We start from the raw sequence: 15,203 nt of genomic DNA on the forward strand, positions 1-15,203 counted from the left end.
TTACGCCTATCCATCGGCGTTCTGCTTCGTTCAGGGAATGACGGCCGATTCGCAGAATGACCCGGTCCCTGCTTCATCCCCCGACCGCCATGTCCGTCCTGCTCATCGCCGCCAGTCCCAGTGTCCACTCGCGCTCCGGCGCCTTGCTGAGCGCCGCGGCGCAGCGCCTGCATCACCACGGGCTCGCGACCCGCACCCTCAAGCTGCGCGATCTGCCCGCGCAGGCGCTGCTTCATGCGGACATCGGGGACGCGACCCTGCGCGAGGCGCTCGCCTCGGTCGCCGAGGCGAAGACCATCGTCATCGCGACCCCCATCTACAAGGCGGCCTACAGCGGGCTGCTGAAGGTCTTCCTCGACCTGCTGCCGCAGGACGGCCTGACCGGCAAGACGGTCTGGACGCTGGCGACGGGCGGCAGCCTCGCGCATCTGCTGGCGCTCGACTACGGCCTGCTGCCGGTGCTGTCCGCGCTCGGGGCGCGCTCGCACATCGATGGCGTCTATGCCAGCGACGCGCAGATCGCCAAGGATGCCGCCGGCGAGTACCGCGTCGGCGATGACATCGCCCGCCGCCTGCTGGCGGGCGCCTCGCAGGTGATCGATCGCGTGCCCACGCCCGAGCGCGCGGCGCCCATCGCGCGTCCCGCCCTGGTCCTCTGAACGTCGGCCTTGGCCGGCGCTCTCCAACAACCTCCCACTCCGCGACCTCCTCATGAAGCTCTTCCTCGATCGCCGCGCGGCGCTGATCCGCGCCGTCACCTTCTCCGCCGCGCTCGCCGCGACGCTCGGCCTGCATGCAGGCGCGCACGCGCAGGCGCCGGCCAATCCCACCGAGCTCCGCATCGGCTTCCAGAAGTACGGCACGCTGACCGTGCTGAAGGCCAAGGGCGACCTGGAGAAGCGCCTGGCGCCGCTGGGCATCACGGTGAAGTGGACCGAGTTCCCCGCCGGCCCGCAGCTGCTCGAGGGGCTGAACGTCGGTTCCATCGACTTCGGCACCGTCGGCGAGGCGCCGCCGATCTTCGCGCAGGCAGCCGGCGCGGACCTGGTCTACGTCGCCAACCAGCCGCCCGCGCCGGCGGCCGAGGCGCTGATCGTGCCCAAGGACTCGCCGGTGCGCACGCTGGCCGATCTCAAGGGCCGCAAGGTGGTGCTGAACAAGGGCTCCAACGTCCACTACCTGCTGGTCAAGCTGCTGGAGAAGCAGGGCCTGAAGTACAGCGACATCCAGGTCGTCTACCTGCCGCCGGCCGACGCGCGCGCCGCCTTCGAACGCGGCGCTGTCGACGCCTGGGTGATCTGGGATCCCTTCCTCGCCGCGGCCGAACGGCAGCTCGGCGCGCGCGTGATCGCCGATGGCAAGGGCGTCGTCGCGAACCACCAGTTCTACCTGGCCGCGCGCGGCTACGCGGAGAAGCATCCGCAGGTCGTGCAGGCGATTGTCGACGAACTGGCGCGGCTGGACCGCTGGTCCGAGGCCAACACCGCCGCCGTGGCGGCCTTGCTCGCGCCGCAGATCGGCCTGGACGTGGCGACCACCGAGCTCGCGGCCGCGCGCTTCGCCTACGGCATCCAGCCGATCACGCCGGCGATCGCGGCCGAGCAGCAGAAGATCGCCGACACCTTCCATGCGCTGAAGCTGATCCCCAAGCCCATCCGCATCGCCGACGCGCTGCCGAAGTCGGTCCGCACCGCCGCCAAGTGAGCGGCACGACGAGAGAAGGTCCCCCCATGAAGATCCTCTGGTTCATCCCCACGCACGGCGACTCGCGCTACCTCGGCACCTCCAGGGGCGCCCGCGTCGCGGACTTCGACTACTACCGCCAGGTCGCGATCGCGGCCGACAGCCTCGGCTACGAGGGCGTGCTGCTGCCCACCGGCCGCAGCTGCGAGGACAGCTGGATCGTCGCGGCCAGCCTGATCGAGGCGACGCGTCGGCTGAAGTTCCTCGTCGCGCTGCGGCCGGGGCTGGTGCAGCCGGTGCAGTCGGCGCGCATGGCCGCCACCTTGGACCGGCTCTCGGGCGGGCGCCTGCTGGTCAACCTGGTCACCGGCGGCGATCCGGACGAACTGGCCGGCGACGGCCTGTTCCTGCCGCATGAAGAGCGCTACGCGCTGTCCACCGAGTTCCTGACCGTGTGGCGCGAGGTGCTGCGCGCCAGTCACGAAGGAGAGGCGGTCGATTTCGACGGCGACCAGCTGCGGGTGAAGGGCGGCAAGCTGCTGTACCCGCCGGTGAGCCGGCCCTATCCGCCGGTGTTCTTCGGCGGCTCGTCGGGGCCGGCGATCGAGCTGGCGGCCGAGCAGGTCGACACCTACCTGACCTGGGGCGAGCCGCCCGCCGCCGTCGCCGAGAAGCTCGGCGAAGTGCGCCAACGCGCGCAGGCCAAGGGGCGCCGCCTCGAGTACGGCATCCGCCTGCATGTGATCGTCCGCGAGACCGAGGAGGAAGCCTGGGCCGCCGCCGGCGACCTGGTCAAGCACCTCGACGAGGACGTGATCGCGGCGGCGCAGGCCAAGTTTGCCGCGATGGATTCGGTGGGGCAGCGCCGCATGGCCGAACTGCACAAGGGTCGGTTCAACAAGGACGACATCCGTAGCGGGCTGGAGATCTCGCCCAACCTGTGGGCCGGCGTCGGCCTGGTGCGTGGCGGTGCGGGCACGGCGCTGGTCGGCAATCCGCAGCAGGTGGCCGACCGACTGCAGGAGTACGCCGCGCTGGGCCTGGAGTACTTCGTGCTCAGCGGCTATCCGCACCTGGAGGAGGCGTACCGCTTCGCCGAGCTGGTGTTCCCGCTGCTGCCGCTGGCGCTGCGCGAGAAGCTCAGCGCGCCCAAGCTGACGGGCCCCTTCGGCGAGATCGTCGCCAACAGCTACGTCCCCGGTCCGGCCAAGCTGGCCGCCGCGAGCTGAGATGGGAACGGCCGTGATCGAGGCGCCACGCGCGCCGCGCATCGTGGGGACTGCGACCGGAGGGACCGCCGGCGAGCGGGAGGCGCCACGTCAACCGCAGGCGTGGCGGGCCGCGTCCGCCGCGGCGCTCCGGCGATTGGCCCCATGGCTGGTGCCGCTGGCGGTGCTGGCGCTCTGGCAACTGAGCGCGCAGGCCGGCTGGCTGTCGACGCGGGTGCTGCCGGCGCCTTCGGCGGTGGCGCGGGCGGCGTGGGAGCTGGCGCTGTCGGGCGAGCTCTGGCGGCACCTGGTGGTGAGCACCGGCCGGGCCTTCCTCGGCTTCGCGATCGGTGGCGGCCTGGGGCTGCTGCTGGGCCTGCTGACCGGCTCGCAGCGCTGGGCCGAGACGGCGCTGGACACGACGCTCCAGATGCTGCGCAACATCCCGCCGCTGGCGCTGATCCCGCTGGTGATCCTGTGGTTCGGCATCGACGAGACGGCCAAGCTGTTCCTGGTGGCGCTGGGCGTGTTCTTCCCGGTCTACCTGAACACCTTCCACGGCATCCGCGGCGTGGACCGCGACCTGATCGAGATGGCGCGCTCCTACGGCCTGCGCGGCGGGGCGCTGTACCGGCGGGTGATCCTGCCCGGGGCGACGGCCTCCATCCTCGTGGGGTTGCGCTTCTCGCTCGGGCTCATGTGGGTGCTGCTGATCGTGGCCGAGACGATCTCGGCGCAGAGCGGCATCGGCTACATGACGATGAACGCGCGCGAGTTCCTGCAGACGGACGTGGTGCTGGTGGGCATCCTGATCTACGCGCTGCTGGGCAAGCTGGCCGACGTCGCGGCTCAGGCGCTGGAGCGCGCCTGGCTGCGCTGGCATCCGGGCTATCAGACATGACGGGCAAGACATGATGAGCGTCACCGAGATCGACGTCCTGGCCGATGCGCAGGACTCCCAGCCCGCGGCGCTGCCGGCCGAGGTGGATGCGCCGCTGCCGCCGCTTGCGCGCCGCGGCCTGGCCGGCCCGCGCGACGCCGCGGCCGGTGGCGAGGCGGTGACGCTGGCGGGCCTGGGCAAGTCCTTCGGCGAGCGCCGGGTCTTGCGCGGCGTGGACCTGCGGATCGAGGCCGGCGAGTTCGTCGCGGTCATCGGCCGCAGCGGCTGCGGCAAGAGCACGCTGCTGCGGCTGCTCGCCGGGCTCGATCAGCCGAGCGCGGGGACGCTCGCGGCTGGCGAGGCGTCGGCCACGCGCTTCATGTTCCAGGAGGCGCGGCTGCTGCCGTGGGCCAAGGTGGTCGACAACGTCGCCCTCGGCCTGGACGGCGAGGGCGCCCGCGAGCGCGCGCTGAAGGCGCTCGCGCAGGTGGGCCTGGCCGACCGCGCGGGCGAGTGGCCGGCCCGGCTGTCCGGCGGTCAACGCCAGCGCGTGGCGCTCGCCCGGGCGCTGGTGCACGCGCCGAAGCTGCTGCTGCTGGACGAACCGCTGGGCGCGCTGGACGCGCTGACCCGCATCGACATGCAGCGGCTGATCGAGTCGCTGTGGACGCGGCACGGCTTCACCGCGCTGCTGGTGACGCACGACGTGGCCGAGGCGGTCGCGCTGGCGGACCGGGTGCTGCTGATCGAGGACGGCCGGCTGGCGCTGGACCTGCGCATCGACCTGCCGCGACCGCGCCGTCGCGACGCGGCCTTCGCGGCGCTGGAGCAGCGGCTGCTCGATCGCGTGCTGAGCGCGCCGGACCGCGAGCCCGAGACACCGCCCGACCACGCGGCGGTGCCGGTGCCCGCGCCGATGCTGCGCTGGGCGGTGTAGGGCGAGGGCGGGGCAGGGCGAGGCGGTCCCTGCGCTGGCGGCTTGAGGCGCGTTCGGTCCTTGGGGTACCCTGGCCCGATGACACTGCCGCTGCCCATCGCCACGCCACTGCCCAATACGGAGTGGCCCTACCTCGAGATCCTCCTGCGCCTGGCGCTGGCCCTGTCGCTGGGCCTGCTGCTGGGCCTGGAGCGGGAGCGGCGCGGCAAGGAGGCCGGGCTGCGGACCTTCGGCTTCATCGCCTTGCTCGGCGCGCTGGGCGGCTCGCTGGGCGAGCATTACGCGCTGCTGAGCCTGATCCTGGCCGCCGGCCTGGCGATCCCGCTGAACGTGCACACGATGCGCGGCGGCCATGGGCCGGAGCTGACGACCTCCGCCGCGATGCTGGTGACCTGCATGGCGGGCGTGCTGTGCGGGCTCGGCCACACGGTGACGCCGGCGGCGGTGATGGTGAGCACGACCGCGCTGCTGGCCTGGAAGGAGCGGCTCTCGGGCCTGTCGATGGGCCTGACCGAGGGCGAGGTGCGCTCGGCCCTGCGGCTCGCGATCCTGGCCATCGTCATCTACCCGGCGCTGCCGGCTGGCGCGGTCGGTCCGTGGCGGCTGATCGAGCCGCGCGCCGCCTGGGTCACGGTGATCCTGATCGCCAGCATCGGCTTCGTGAACTACATCCTGTGGAAGATGTATGGCTCCAAGGGCGCGGAGCTGTCGGCCTTCTTCGGTGGTCTGGTCAACAGCAACTTCACCGTCGTCGAGATGGCCACGCGGGTCCGCGAGACCGCCGGCCGCTTCGCCGAAGGCGCTTACCGCGCGGTGCTGGTGGCGGTGGCCGCGATGGTGCTGCGCAACGCGGTGCTGCTGCTGATCCTCACGCCGCTGGCCTTCGTCAACGCGGCGGCGGCCTTCGGGATGATGGTGCTGTCGGCGGCGGGCTTCGTGGCGCTGAGCCTGCTGCAGCGCAACGGCACGCCGACCGCGGATGTCTCGGACATCAAGCTGGAGCTGCCGTTCTCGCTGCCGGTGGCGCTGCGCTACGGGCTGCTGTTCCTGGCGCTGCACATCGTGGGCCGGCTGATGCAGCGCGAGTTCGGCGAGGCCGGCTTCTATGCGGTCACCGTCATCGGCGGGCTGCTGTCCAGCGCCAGCGCGGTGGCCGCCGCGGCGAGCATGGCGGCGCAGGGCGCGATCGGCTTCGACGTCGCGGCCAACGGCGCGGTGCTGGCATCGCTCACCAGCCTGGTGTTCAGCCTGTCCTTCATCGTGCGCACCGGGCATCGGCCCCTGATCGCGCGCCTGGCGATCGCGATGGTGGGCATCGCGCTGGCGGGCGGACTGGGCCTGCTGCTGCGCGAGCTGGTCAAGCCGCTGGTCGAGGCGCTGCTGCCCTACGCCAACGGCAACGGGCCCTGAGCAGGGCTGCGGTTCAGCGCCGCGCCTTCGCCTCCAGCACGAAATACGCGATCGCCGCGACCGCCAGCGGCGCGAGGTAGTACAGCGCGCGGTAGGCGATCAGCGCCGCCAGCACCTGGCCGTCGCCGAGCGTGGGTCCGAGGAAGGCGACGAACACGCCTTCCAGCACGCCCAGCCCGGCCGGCACATGGGTGATGACGCCGGCCACCGCCGCGACCAGCAGCACCGCCAGCGTGTGGCCGTAGTCCACGTCCTGCTGCAACAGCACCCACAGCACCGCGCCGATGGTCAGCCAGTTGGCGGAGGCGATCAGCAGCTGCATCAGCGCGATGCGCAGGCTGGGGACGAAGAAGTGGTGGCCGCGCAAGCGGAACTCGCGGCGCGGCGAGAAGGCGCACAAGGCCAGGTAGCCCAGCACGACGGTCCACATCAGCGCGCCCAGCCCGCGCAGCGCGGCTGCGCCGATGCGCCAGTCCGCCGGCGGGGCCAGCCAGCCGAAGAGGAACAGGCCGCCCGCCAGCAGGCCATAACCGAGCCAGTTGGAGGCCATGCTGAGCGCCAGGACCTTGGCCGGGACGGGATGCCTCAAACCCTCGCGGGCATAGAGACGCAGCCGCATCGCCACGCCGCCGACCAGCGAGCCCAGGTTGAGATTGAACGCATAGCTGATGAAGGTGATCAGCATGACGCGCCGCGTCGGCACCGGGTGCCGCGTCCAGCGCTTGCCGATCAGGTCGTAGCCGCTGTAGATCAGGTGGCTGAGCGCGCACAGCGCGCCGCCCGCGGCCAGCACGCCCACAGGCAGCTGCCGCAGCGCGTCGCCGACCTCGTTCCAGTCGATCTGGCGCGCCGCCCAGGCCAGCAGCGCCACGACGGCGATCGCGAAGGCGGCGCTGAGCCAGCGCCCCCAGCCGCGCCAGCCGCGCAGGCCGCGCCAGCGACGGCGCGCCGGCGCCGCGTCGCCGCGGCCGTTCCGGCTCACTCCGCGGCTTCCTTGCTCAACTGCTTCGTGGCGTGCCATTGCCAGGCCTCGATCGCCGGTGTCTGCGGCGCGCTGACCACCACCGGCGTTTCCGCCACCGGCAACAGCGGCTGCGTCTGTCGCGGCAGCCGCGCCAGCCAGCGCGGGAAATGCCGCATCACGTGAAAGACCAGCGCGCCCATGCCCAGTCGCCACCACCAACGGTGCGCGTTGGTCTCCTCCAGCTTCAGCAGCCGGCAGTGGCTGCGCATCAGCGGCTGCAGCTTGTCGCGCAGTGCGCGGTTGAACTCGCGGTCCTCGACGATGAGGTTGGCCTCCAGGTTCAGCGACAGGCTCAGCGGGTCCAGGTTGCTGGAGCCCACCGTCGCCCAGGCGCCGTCCACCAGCGCGACCTTGCCGTGCATCGGCCGCTCGCAGTACTCGTGGATGTGGACGCCGGCGCGCATCAGCTGGTCGTAGACCATGCGCGCGGCCCAGCGCGCCCAGGGGATGTCGGGCTGTCCCTGCAGGACCAGGTGGACCGCCACGCCGCGCCGCGCCGCGCGCTGCATGCTCCGCAGCAGCAGGAAGCCGGGGAAGAAATAGGCGTTGGCGATGATCACCTCGTGCCGCGCCGCATGCAGGGCCATGCGGTACATGCGCTCGATGTCGTCGCGATGGCGATGGTTGTCGCGGGTGACGACGACCGCCTTGGCCGAGCCGGCGCGCAAGGCCTGGTCCCCGAGCGCGGTCGACGCCGTCGCGCGCGGCTCGCGGGCCCGGCCGGGCCACCAGCGTCGCTGCGCGGCGGGGCCGGCCGACGTCGCCGTCGTCGTCTCCGTCGTCTCCGTTGTTGCAGTCTTCGTCGTCTTCGTCTTCGTCTTCGTCGTCGTCGTGCCGAGGATCTCGAGCGTCGCGCGGCGCAGCTGCGTCACCACCGGGCCGTGGACGCGCACCGCGTAGTCCTGCTTGGCCTCGGGGCCGAAATCGATCAGATGGTCGGCCGAGAAATTGATGCCGCCGATGAAGCCGGTCGTCCCATCGACGACGACGATCTTGCGATGCAGCCGCCGGAAAGGCTTCAGGCGACGCGACAAGCGCGGCGGCGGATCGAAGACGTGCAGCCGCACGCCGGCCTCGGTGAGACCGCGGACGAAGCCTTCGGAAAGCTCCGGAGAACCGAAACCGTCCACCGTCATGTCCACGCGCACGCCGCGCCGGGCGGCGGCGATCAGCACCTCGCGCAAGGCCAGGCCGACCTTGTCCTCGAACAGGATGAAGGTCTCGATCAGCACTTCCTCGCGGGCCGACTCGATCGCGGCGAAGACGGCGGGGAAGTACTCCTCGCCGTTCTCGAGCAGCTCGATGCGGTTGCCTTCGGTCCAGTCCGGACGCTTCATAGGCGGATCTCCGCGGCCAGCGGCGCATGGTCCGACAGGTGCGACCAGGGCCGGCGCGGCAGCACGATCGGATGCTGCACCGAGGCGCCGCGCACGTAGATGCGGTCCAGCGGCAGCAGCGGGAAGCGCGCCGGGAAGGTACGCGCGGCCGCGCCGTAGGACTTCACGAAGACCTCGGCCAGTCCCGCGCAGCGGCTCAGCATGCGGTGCGCGCGCTGGCGCCAGTCGTTGAAGTCGCCGGCCACGACCACCGGGTCTTCAGGCGGCAGGCTGTCGATCAGCTGGCACAGGCGCTCGACCTGGCGCTGGCGATGCGACTCGCGCAGGCCCAGGTGGACGCAGATCGCATGCAGCTGGCGGCCGCCTTCCAGCTTGAGCACGCTGTGCAGCAGGCCCCGGCGCTCCGGTCCTTCCACCGACACGTCATGGTTGGTGTGATGGGTGATGGCGAACTTCGACAGCAGGGCATTGCCGTGATGCCCCTGCGGATAGACGGCGTTGCGGCCGTAGGCGAAGTCGCTCCAGAGGCTGTCGGCCAGGAACTCGTAGTGGGGCGCCTGGGGCCAGGTCGGGACACGGGCCGCGTGCAGTTCATGCTCGCCGAGCACTTCCTGCAGGAAGACGACGTCGGCGGACACGGCCCGCACCGCTTCCCGCAACTCGTGCAGGATGAAGCGGCGGTTGAAGAAACCGAAACCCTTGTGGAGATTGACGGTGAGGACGGTGAACTTCATGGCCTGCCCAGCGGCAAGCCCTGTGCCCGTCAGGGTTTACTGGTCGTCAGACTTCAGCACCATGGGGCCCACGCACAGGACCCCGAAGGTGAGCGCGAAGGCGCCCACCAGAATCGCGCCGATCAGTTCAAGCATGGGGTGCTCCTGTTGGCGGTTGGCCGCAGCTCGCGGCGGGCTCCCGGCTCGGAGCGCGAGGCTCGCGGAGGCCGGGTGGGAGCGGCCAATACTAGACCCCTCGCGGCCGTCGTCGCAATCGCGCGGCGCGGAGTCCCACCGCTGATTCAGGGGATTCCCCGGGCCCGGTTGCGCAACGCTGCACGCCGTGCTCAGGAACGCGCGGCGCCGATGACGACGCTCGCGCTGGCGAAGTGCCGCTTCAAGTCTTTCGTTCAAGTCATTGAACAGGCATGGCTTTTGCCGCGCCCGGGCAGGTGTCGAAGCGCCTGGGGGCGCGGCGACGCTGTGGCGTGCGCGCGCAGGGCGGCGGTGCGACTTCCGCTGGCCCCCACGCCCCAAGCCCCGGATGACGTCGGGGTCATCGCACGGCGGCCGACGGCTCGCGACGCAAGACCCGGCCTAAACTCGTCGGGCGTTCGGCGACAGGTCACATCAGGGAGACGACAGATGACCGAAGAGACCGCGCAGCCCGTCGTCCTGTTCGTGGACGACGAGCCGTCGATCCTCAGCGCATTGCGCCGGCTGGTCCGGCCCCAGGGCTATCGCGTGCTGCTCGCGTCCGGCGGGGCGGCCGGGCTGGAGATCCTCGCCCAGGAACCCGTCGATGTCGTGGTGTCGGACATGCGCATGCCGGAGATGGACGGCGCGATGTTCCTCGAGCAGGTGCGGGAGCGCTGGCCCTCGGTGGGCCGCATCCTGCTGACCGGTTATGCCGACATCCAGGCCACGGTCGCGGCCGTCAACCGCGGCCAGATCCAGCGCCACATCTCCAAGCCCTGGGACGACCGCGAGCTGCTCCTGGCGATCGACGACGCGCTGGCGCGCCGCCGGCTCGAACTCGAGAATCGCGCGCTGCTGCAGCTGACCAAGACCCAGAACGCCGAGCTGCAGTCGCTCAACGCCGACCTCTCGCAGCGGGTGCGCGCCCGCACGCAGGAGATCGAGCAGGTCAACGCGATGCTGGAGAAATCCTTCGAGCAGGTGAAGGAGAACTTCCTGCTCTCCATCCAGGTCTTCTCGGGCCTGCTGGAGCTGCGCGAGGGCGGGCTGGCGGGCTACTCGCGCCAGGTCGCCGACCTGGCGCGGCGCACGGCGCGCCGCATGGGCCTGGGACCGCGAGTGGAGGAAGACGTCCACAGCGCCGGCCTGCTGCACGAGATCGGCAAGATCGGCTTCCCCGACGCGCTGCTGCGCAAGCCGGTGTCGACGATGAACGCCGAGGAGATCGCGCGCTACCGCCGCCACACGCTCAACGGCGAGGCCGCGCTGCTGCCGCTGGGCCAGCTGCAGCATGTGGCGCGACTGGTGCGCTCGCAGCATGAGCGCATCGACGGCAAGGGCTTCCCCGACGGCCTGTCGGGCAACGCGGTGGGTCTGGCCTCGCAGGCGCTGAGCGTGGCCAGCGACTACTGCGCCGCGCAGTCGGGCCGCATGGCCGAGCAGCACTTCTCCCCGGCGCAGGCGCTGCAGCTGATCCGCGGCGGCGCGGGCACGCGCTACGAGCCGGAGATCGTCGAGGCCTTCGAGCTCGCCCTGACCGACGAGCCCGAGGACAAGCCGCGCGACCGCCAGGTCAGCCCGCAGGACGTCGAGCCCGGCATGGTGCTCGCGCGCGACCTGCTGACGCCCAAGGGCACGCTGCTGCTGGCGGCGGGGCATGTCTTCGACGCGCGCCTGGTGCGCCAGATCCGCGAGTTCGCCGGCCGAGAGGGCGTGCGGCTCGCGCTCTACATCCGGCTGCCGGATGAGGAGGCCGGGCCGGTGCGCGCGCGGCCGGCCGCCGCGCCGAGCGTGCCGACCGCACCGAATGCGCCTACAGCGCCGACCGCCCCGACCGTCCCGCAAGGAGCCTCCCATGGCTGAACGCATCCTGATCGTGGACGACGAGCCCGGCATCCTCCATGCGCTGCAGCGGTTGCTGCGCCATGGCCTGAGCGCGCCGGACGGCAGCCGCTACCAGGTCGACGAATGCGCCAACGGCGCGCTGGCGCTGGAGCAGGCGCGGCGCCAGGTCTACGCGCTGGCGATCTCCGACTACCGCATGCCCGAGATGAATGGCGTGGACTTCCTGACGGCGCTGCGCACGCTGCAGCCCGACTGCGAGCGCATCATCCTGTCGGGCTACGCCGACCTGAACGCGCTGGTGCGGGCCGTCAACGAGGCCGCCATCGCGCGCTTCATCGCCAAGCCCTGGGCCGACTTCGAACTGCTCAGCGCGGTGCGGCAGGTGCTGCAGGTCCGCGACCTGGTCATCGAGAACCGCCGCCTGGCCGACCTGGTCCGCACCCAGCAGGGCCAGATCAGCGCGCAGGAGGCGGAGCTGCGCCGGCTCGAGCGCCTGGAGCCCGGCATCACCCATGTCAACTGGGCCGACGACGGATCCTTCATCCTGGAGGATCCGGGCGACGTGAAGCTATGAGCGCCGCCATCCCCGCGTCGATGCCCGCGCCGATGGCAGCGCAGCTCGCCGAGCCGGCGGCGGCCGGCGAGCTGCCGGCCGACTTCTCTGCCGAGCTGGCGGCCGCCTGGGAGGCGGTGACCACGCCGGTGCTCGTGCATGACCTGGCGGGCATCGTCCACGCCAACGCGGCGATGCTGCGGCTGCTGGGCTACGACGCGGCCGCGATGGCGGCGATGCCGTTCGAGGGCTGGGCCGCGCCCGAGCAGCGCGAGGCGCTGCGCCACTACGGCCTGCAGGCCATCGCGCAGGACGATCCACCGCCGGCCATCGAGATCGAGGCGTTGACGGCGAGCGGCTCGACGCGGTCGCTGGAGCTGACCGCGCGACCGGTCAGCCTGCGCGGACGCCGGCTTAACGTGATGACGGTGCAGGACCTGAGCGACATGCGCCATGTGCAGACCAGCCTGCTCGACGTGGGGCGCGTGCTGCACCAGATCATCGAGAACAGTCCGGTCGCGAGCTTCGTGCTCGACGCCGAGCACCGGGTCACGCACTGGAACGCCGCCTGCGCCAAGCTCACCGGCCGCGACCGCTTCGACATGCTGGGGCGGCAGGACGCCTGGTCGGCCTTCTATCCGGACGAGCGCCCGCTGCTGGCCGACCTGATCATCGCCGGCACCATCGAGGCGGAGGGCGTCCCGCTGTACGAGGGCCGCTGCCGCCGCTCGGAGACCGTGGACGACGCCTATGAGGTCGAGTCCTTCTTCCCGCAGATGGACGGCGGCGGACGCTGGCTGTTTTTCACCGCCGCGCCGCTGCGGGATGCGCATGGCAACGTCATCGGCGCGATCGAGACGCTGCAGGACGTCACCCAGCGGCGCCGCGCCGAGGAGGAACTGCGCCGCCATCGCGCCGAGCTCGAGGAGCTGGTCAGCGAGCGCACCGCCGAGCTGCTGCTCACGCACCATGAGTTGGAGGCCTTCCTGGAGAACGCGTCGGTGGGCATCGTCACCACGCTCAACCAGCGCATCGTGCGCGGCAACCGCAAGTTCAACGAGATGTTCGAGCTCGACGGCGCCTCGCCCAGCGGCATCCCGACGCGTTCCTTCTTCGCCAGCGACGAGGACTTCCAGTCGCTGGCGTCGATCGCCTATCCGGTGCTCACCCGCGGCGAGTCGCTGCAGCACGAGATGCCCATGGTCTCCGCGCGCGGCCGGCCGCTGTGGATCCAGATGATCGCCTACGTGGCCAATCCGCATGACCGCCTGGCCCAGACCTGGTGGTTGCTGCAGGACCGCAGCGAGGTGCGGCGCGTGCAGCGCGAGCTTGAGGAAAACTACCAGCGCATCAAGTCGACCAACACCCGCCTAGAAGAGGCGCAGAACCAGCTGCTGCAGTCCGAGAAGATGGCCTCCATCGGCCAGCTCGCGGCCGGCGTGGCGCATGAGATCAACAACCCCATCGGCTTCGTCAGCTCCAACATGAGCACGCTGCGCGGCTACGTGGAGCCGCTGTTCGAGCTGCTCGACACGATGCAGGCGCAGGCGCCCGGCACGCTGCCCGAGGCCGTCGACCGCGCGCTGCGCGAGCTGGACCGGCGCATCGACCTGGCCTTCGTCAAGGAGGACCTGCCGCAGCTGCTCGACGAGAGCGACGACGGCCTGGTGCGGGTCAAGAAGATCGTGCACGACCTCAAGGACTTCTCGCGCGTGGACCATGCCGAGTGGCAGGACGCCGACCTCAACGCGGGCCTCGAGTCGACGCTCAACGTCGTGATGAACGAGGTCAAGTACAAGGCCGACGTGAAGAAGGACTACGGCCAGCTGCCGCCGGTGCGCTGCATCGCGGCGCAGCTGAACCAGGTCTTCATGAACCTGATCGTCAACGCGGCCCATGCCATCCCGCAGCGCGGCGAGATCCGCCTGCGCACGCGGGCCGAGGGCGATTGGGTCCGCGTCGAGGTGCAGGACACCGGCACCGGCATGAGCGAGGAGGTGCGGCGCCGCATCTTCGAGCCCTTCTTCACGACCAAGCCGGTGGGCAAGGGCACCGGGCTGGGGCTGTCGCTGTCCTACTCCATCGTGCAGAAGCATGCCGGGCGGATCGAGGTGCGCAGTGCCCCCGGCGAAGGAACCACCTTCGAGGTCTGGATTCCCGTCAAGCCACCGGAAGACGTGTCCGCGCCAGGCTGACCGGCGCGCGGACGGTCCCTGGACATCGCGCGGGCTTGGGCCTCTAATCGTCGCTGTCCGAGAGGGGCGTCGATCCCCCGGGACCTTCGAGACGCAGGGGGGCTGCGATGTCCGATGCAAACAGGATGACCGCGACGGCGGCGCCTTGGCGCCTGGCCGTCGTGGGCCGCGTGGTTGGCCGCATGAGGCGGCTCGCCGCGTGCGTCGCGTGCGTCGCGCTTGCCGCGGCGCTGGCCGGCTGTGATCGCGCCGCGGCACCACCGGCTGACGCGCCGGCCGAGGCGCCGGCCGAGGCGCCGGCCGAGGCGCCGGGCGCGCGCCAGGCCGTGGTGCTCGCGGTGACGCCGTATGCCGGCGCGGCGCCCGCCTTCGTGGCCCATGCGCGGGGCTACTTCGAACGCCAGGGGCTGGCCGTGACCGTGCAGCCGCACGGCTCGGGCAAGGAGGCGCTGGACGCGGTCCTCGACGGCCGGGCCGACGTGGCCACCGTCGCCGAGTTGCCGGTCGCTCTGGCGGTGGTCAAGGGCCATCCGGTCATCATCCTGGCCACCCTGTCCACCCAGAGCGACCATGCCATCGTCGCCCGCACCGATCGGGGCATCTGGTCCGCCGACGCGCTGCGCGGCAAGCGCATCGGCGTCAGCGCCGGCACCAGCGGCGATTTCGTCCTGGACGTGCTGCTGGTGCGCGAGCGCCTGTCGCGGGCCGATGTCCAGGTGGTCGACCGCAAGCCGCGCGAGCTGGCCGACGCGCTCGCCAGCGGCGAGGTCGATGCGATCGCGACCTGGGAGCCCTACGTCGCCGACGCGCGCCGGCGCCTGGGGGACCGCGCGTCGGTCTTTCCGAGCGAGGGCGTCTACGACTCCAGCTTCAACCTGGCCTCGCTGCGCGGTTTCGTGCTCCAGCGCGGCGAGACGGCGCGACGCCTGCTCGCCGCGCTGCTGCAGGCCGAGGAGCTGCTCAAGCGCGACCGCGCCGCCTGCGAGCCCATCGTCGCGCAGGCGCTGGGCAAGCCGTCGGAGGAGATCCGCGAGCTGCTGGCGCGCAGCCGCTTCTCGATGTCGCTGGAGCAGCACCTGCTGGTGGTGCTGGAGGACGAGGGGCGCTGGGCGATGAAGCAGCGCATGGTGGACGCCGGGCGGGCGCCCAACTTCCTCGATGCCGTCTACCTGGACGGTCTGGCCGCGGTCAAGCCGCGCGCGGTCACGATCATCCACTAG

At 71.4% G+C, this 15,203-nt stretch carries 13 protein-coding genes; 10 read left to right on the forward strand and 3 right to left on the reverse strand.

From position 1 onward, the window contains the following. The first annotated feature begins 89 nt into the window (after positions 1-89). The 6 genes from ssuE (at position 90) to FHT37_RS03175 (ending at position 6,118) form a co-directional block, all read left to right on the forward strand. Entirely contained in the window at positions 90-659 is a 570-nt protein-coding gene (gene ssuE, locus FHT37_RS03150) for an NADPH-dependent FMN reductase (RefSeq protein ID WP_183478799.1), read from the forward strand. Positions 660-711: 52 nt separating this feature from the next. Then, a complete protein-coding gene (locus FHT37_RS03155; protein ID WP_183478801.1) occupies positions 712-1,704 on the forward strand; it encodes a sulfonate ABC transporter substrate-binding protein in 993 nt (330 codons plus the stop codon). Between the two features lie 26 nt (positions 1,705-1,730). Next, a complete protein-coding gene (gene ssuD / locus FHT37_RS03160) occupies positions 1,731-2,912 on the forward strand; it encodes an FMNH2-dependent alkanesulfonate monooxygenase (RefSeq protein WP_091723873.1) in 1,182 nt (393 codons plus the stop codon). A gap of 1 nt (position 2,913) precedes the next feature. After that, positions 2,914-3,792, forward strand: coding sequence for an aliphatic sulfonate ABC transporter permease SsuC (gene ssuC, locus FHT37_RS03165; RefSeq protein WP_183478803.1), 879 nt, complete (start codon positions 2,914-2,916; stop codon positions 3,790-3,792). Between the two features lie 13 nt (positions 3,793-3,805). Next, entirely contained in the window at positions 3,806-4,708 is a 903-nt protein-coding gene (locus FHT37_RS03170; RefSeq protein ID WP_183481178.1) for an ATP-binding cassette domain-containing protein, read from the forward strand. Positions 4,709-4,786: 78 nt separating this feature from the next. Beyond that, positions 4,787-6,118, forward strand: coding sequence for a DUF4010 domain-containing protein (locus FHT37_RS03175; RefSeq protein ID WP_183478806.1), 1,332 nt, complete (start codon positions 4,787-4,789; stop codon positions 6,116-6,118). Positions 6,119-6,131: 13 nt separating this feature from the next. Here FHT37_RS03175 and FHT37_RS03180 read toward each other — a convergent pair whose 3' ends face one another. The 3 genes from FHT37_RS03180 to FHT37_RS03190 are packed head-to-tail and all read right to left on the reverse strand — an operon-like array spanning position 6,132 to position 9,213. Then, on the reverse strand, positions 6,132-7,100 hold the full coding sequence (locus tag FHT37_RS03180) for a lysylphosphatidylglycerol synthase domain-containing protein (RefSeq protein WP_310739709.1): 969 nt from the start codon (positions 7,098-7,100) through the stop codon (positions 6,132-6,134). Continuing rightward, positions 7,097-8,479 (reverse strand): cardiolipin synthase ClsB, encoded by a 1,383-nt coding sequence (gene clsB, locus FHT37_RS03185; RefSeq protein WP_183478810.1) that lies wholly within the window; start codon positions 8,477-8,479, stop codon positions 7,097-7,099. Before clsB ends, FHT37_RS03180 begins: the two co-directional genes overlap by 4 nt. Beyond that, on the reverse strand, positions 8,476-9,213 hold the full coding sequence (locus tag FHT37_RS03190) for an endonuclease/exonuclease/phosphatase family protein (protein ID WP_091723885.1): 738 nt from the start codon (positions 9,211-9,213) through the stop codon (positions 8,476-8,478). The genes clsB and FHT37_RS03190 overlap by 4 nt, the downstream gene beginning before the upstream one ends. Before the next feature lie 624 nt (positions 9,214-9,837). On the opposite strand from FHT37_RS03190, the gene FHT37_RS03195 reads away from it, so the two are divergent. The 4 genes from FHT37_RS03195 to FHT37_RS03210 all read left to right on the forward strand — a co-directional run bounded on the left by FHT37_RS03195 (position 9,838) and on the right by FHT37_RS03210 (position 15,203). After that, the gene (locus FHT37_RS03195; RefSeq protein WP_183478812.1) at positions 9,838-11,253 is read left to right on the forward strand and encodes an HD domain-containing phosphohydrolase; all 1,416 of its coding nucleotides are present in this window, start codon (positions 9,838-9,840) and stop codon (positions 11,251-11,253) included. After that, entirely contained in the window at positions 11,246-11,809 is a 564-nt protein-coding gene (locus FHT37_RS03200) for a response regulator (protein WP_091723890.1), read from the forward strand. The genes FHT37_RS03195 and FHT37_RS03200 overlap by 8 nt, the downstream gene beginning before the upstream one ends. Further along, a complete protein-coding gene (locus tag FHT37_RS03205) occupies positions 11,806-13,983 on the forward strand; it encodes a PAS domain S-box protein (RefSeq protein WP_183478814.1) in 2,178 nt (725 codons plus the stop codon). Before FHT37_RS03200 ends, FHT37_RS03205 begins: the two co-directional genes overlap by 4 nt. A 107-nt stretch (positions 13,984-14,090) precedes the next feature. Continuing rightward, entirely contained in the window at positions 14,091-15,203 is a 1,113-nt protein-coding gene (locus FHT37_RS03210) for an ABC transporter substrate-binding protein (RefSeq protein ID WP_183478816.1), read from the forward strand.

Origin of the sequence: Mitsuaria sp. BK037 (assembly GCF_014193045.1) — a bacterium.
GTDB lineage: Bacteria > Pseudomonadota > Gammaproteobacteria > Burkholderiales > Burkholderiaceae_C > Roseateles.

Coding starts and splice junctions, on each gene's coding strand:
- ssuE (WP_183478799.1), top strand. CDS start 90: ATGTCCGTCCTGCTCATCGCCGCCAGTCCCAGTGTCCACTCGCGCTCC.
- FHT37_RS03155 (WP_183478801.1), top strand. CDS start 712: ATGAAGCTCTTCCTCGATCGCCGCGCGGCGCTGATCCGCGCCGTCACC.
- ssuD (WP_091723873.1), top strand. CDS start 1,731: ATGAAGATCCTCTGGTTCATCCCCACGCACGGCGACTCGCGCTACCTC.
- ssuC (WP_183478803.1), top strand. CDS start 2,914: ATGGGAACGGCCGTGATCGAGGCGCCACGCGCGCCGCGCATCGTGGGG.
- FHT37_RS03170 (WP_183481178.1), top strand. CDS start 3,806: ATGAGCGTCACCGAGATCGACGTCCTGGCCGATGCGCAGGACTCCCAG.
- FHT37_RS03175 (WP_183478806.1), top strand. CDS start 4,787: ATGACACTGCCGCTGCCCATCGCCACGCCACTGCCCAATACGGAGTGG.
- clsB (WP_183478810.1), bottom strand. CDS start 8,479: ATGAAGCGTCCGGACTGGACCGAAGGCAACCGCATCGAGCTGCTCGAG.
- FHT37_RS03190 (WP_091723885.1), bottom strand. CDS start 9,213: ATGAAGTTCACCGTCCTCACCGTCAATCTCCACAAGGGTTTCGGTTTC.
- FHT37_RS03195 (WP_183478812.1), top strand. CDS start 9,838: ATGACCGAAGAGACCGCGCAGCCCGTCGTCCTGTTCGTGGACGACGAG.
- FHT37_RS03200 (WP_091723890.1), top strand. CDS start 11,246: ATGGCTGAACGCATCCTGATCGTGGACGACGAGCCCGGCATCCTCCAT.
- FHT37_RS03205 (WP_183478814.1), top strand. CDS start 11,806: ATGAGCGCCGCCATCCCCGCGTCGATGCCCGCGCCGATGGCAGCGCAG.
- FHT37_RS03210 (WP_183478816.1), top strand. CDS start 14,091: ATGTCCGATGCAAACAGGATGACCGCGACGGCGGCGCCTTGGCGCCTG.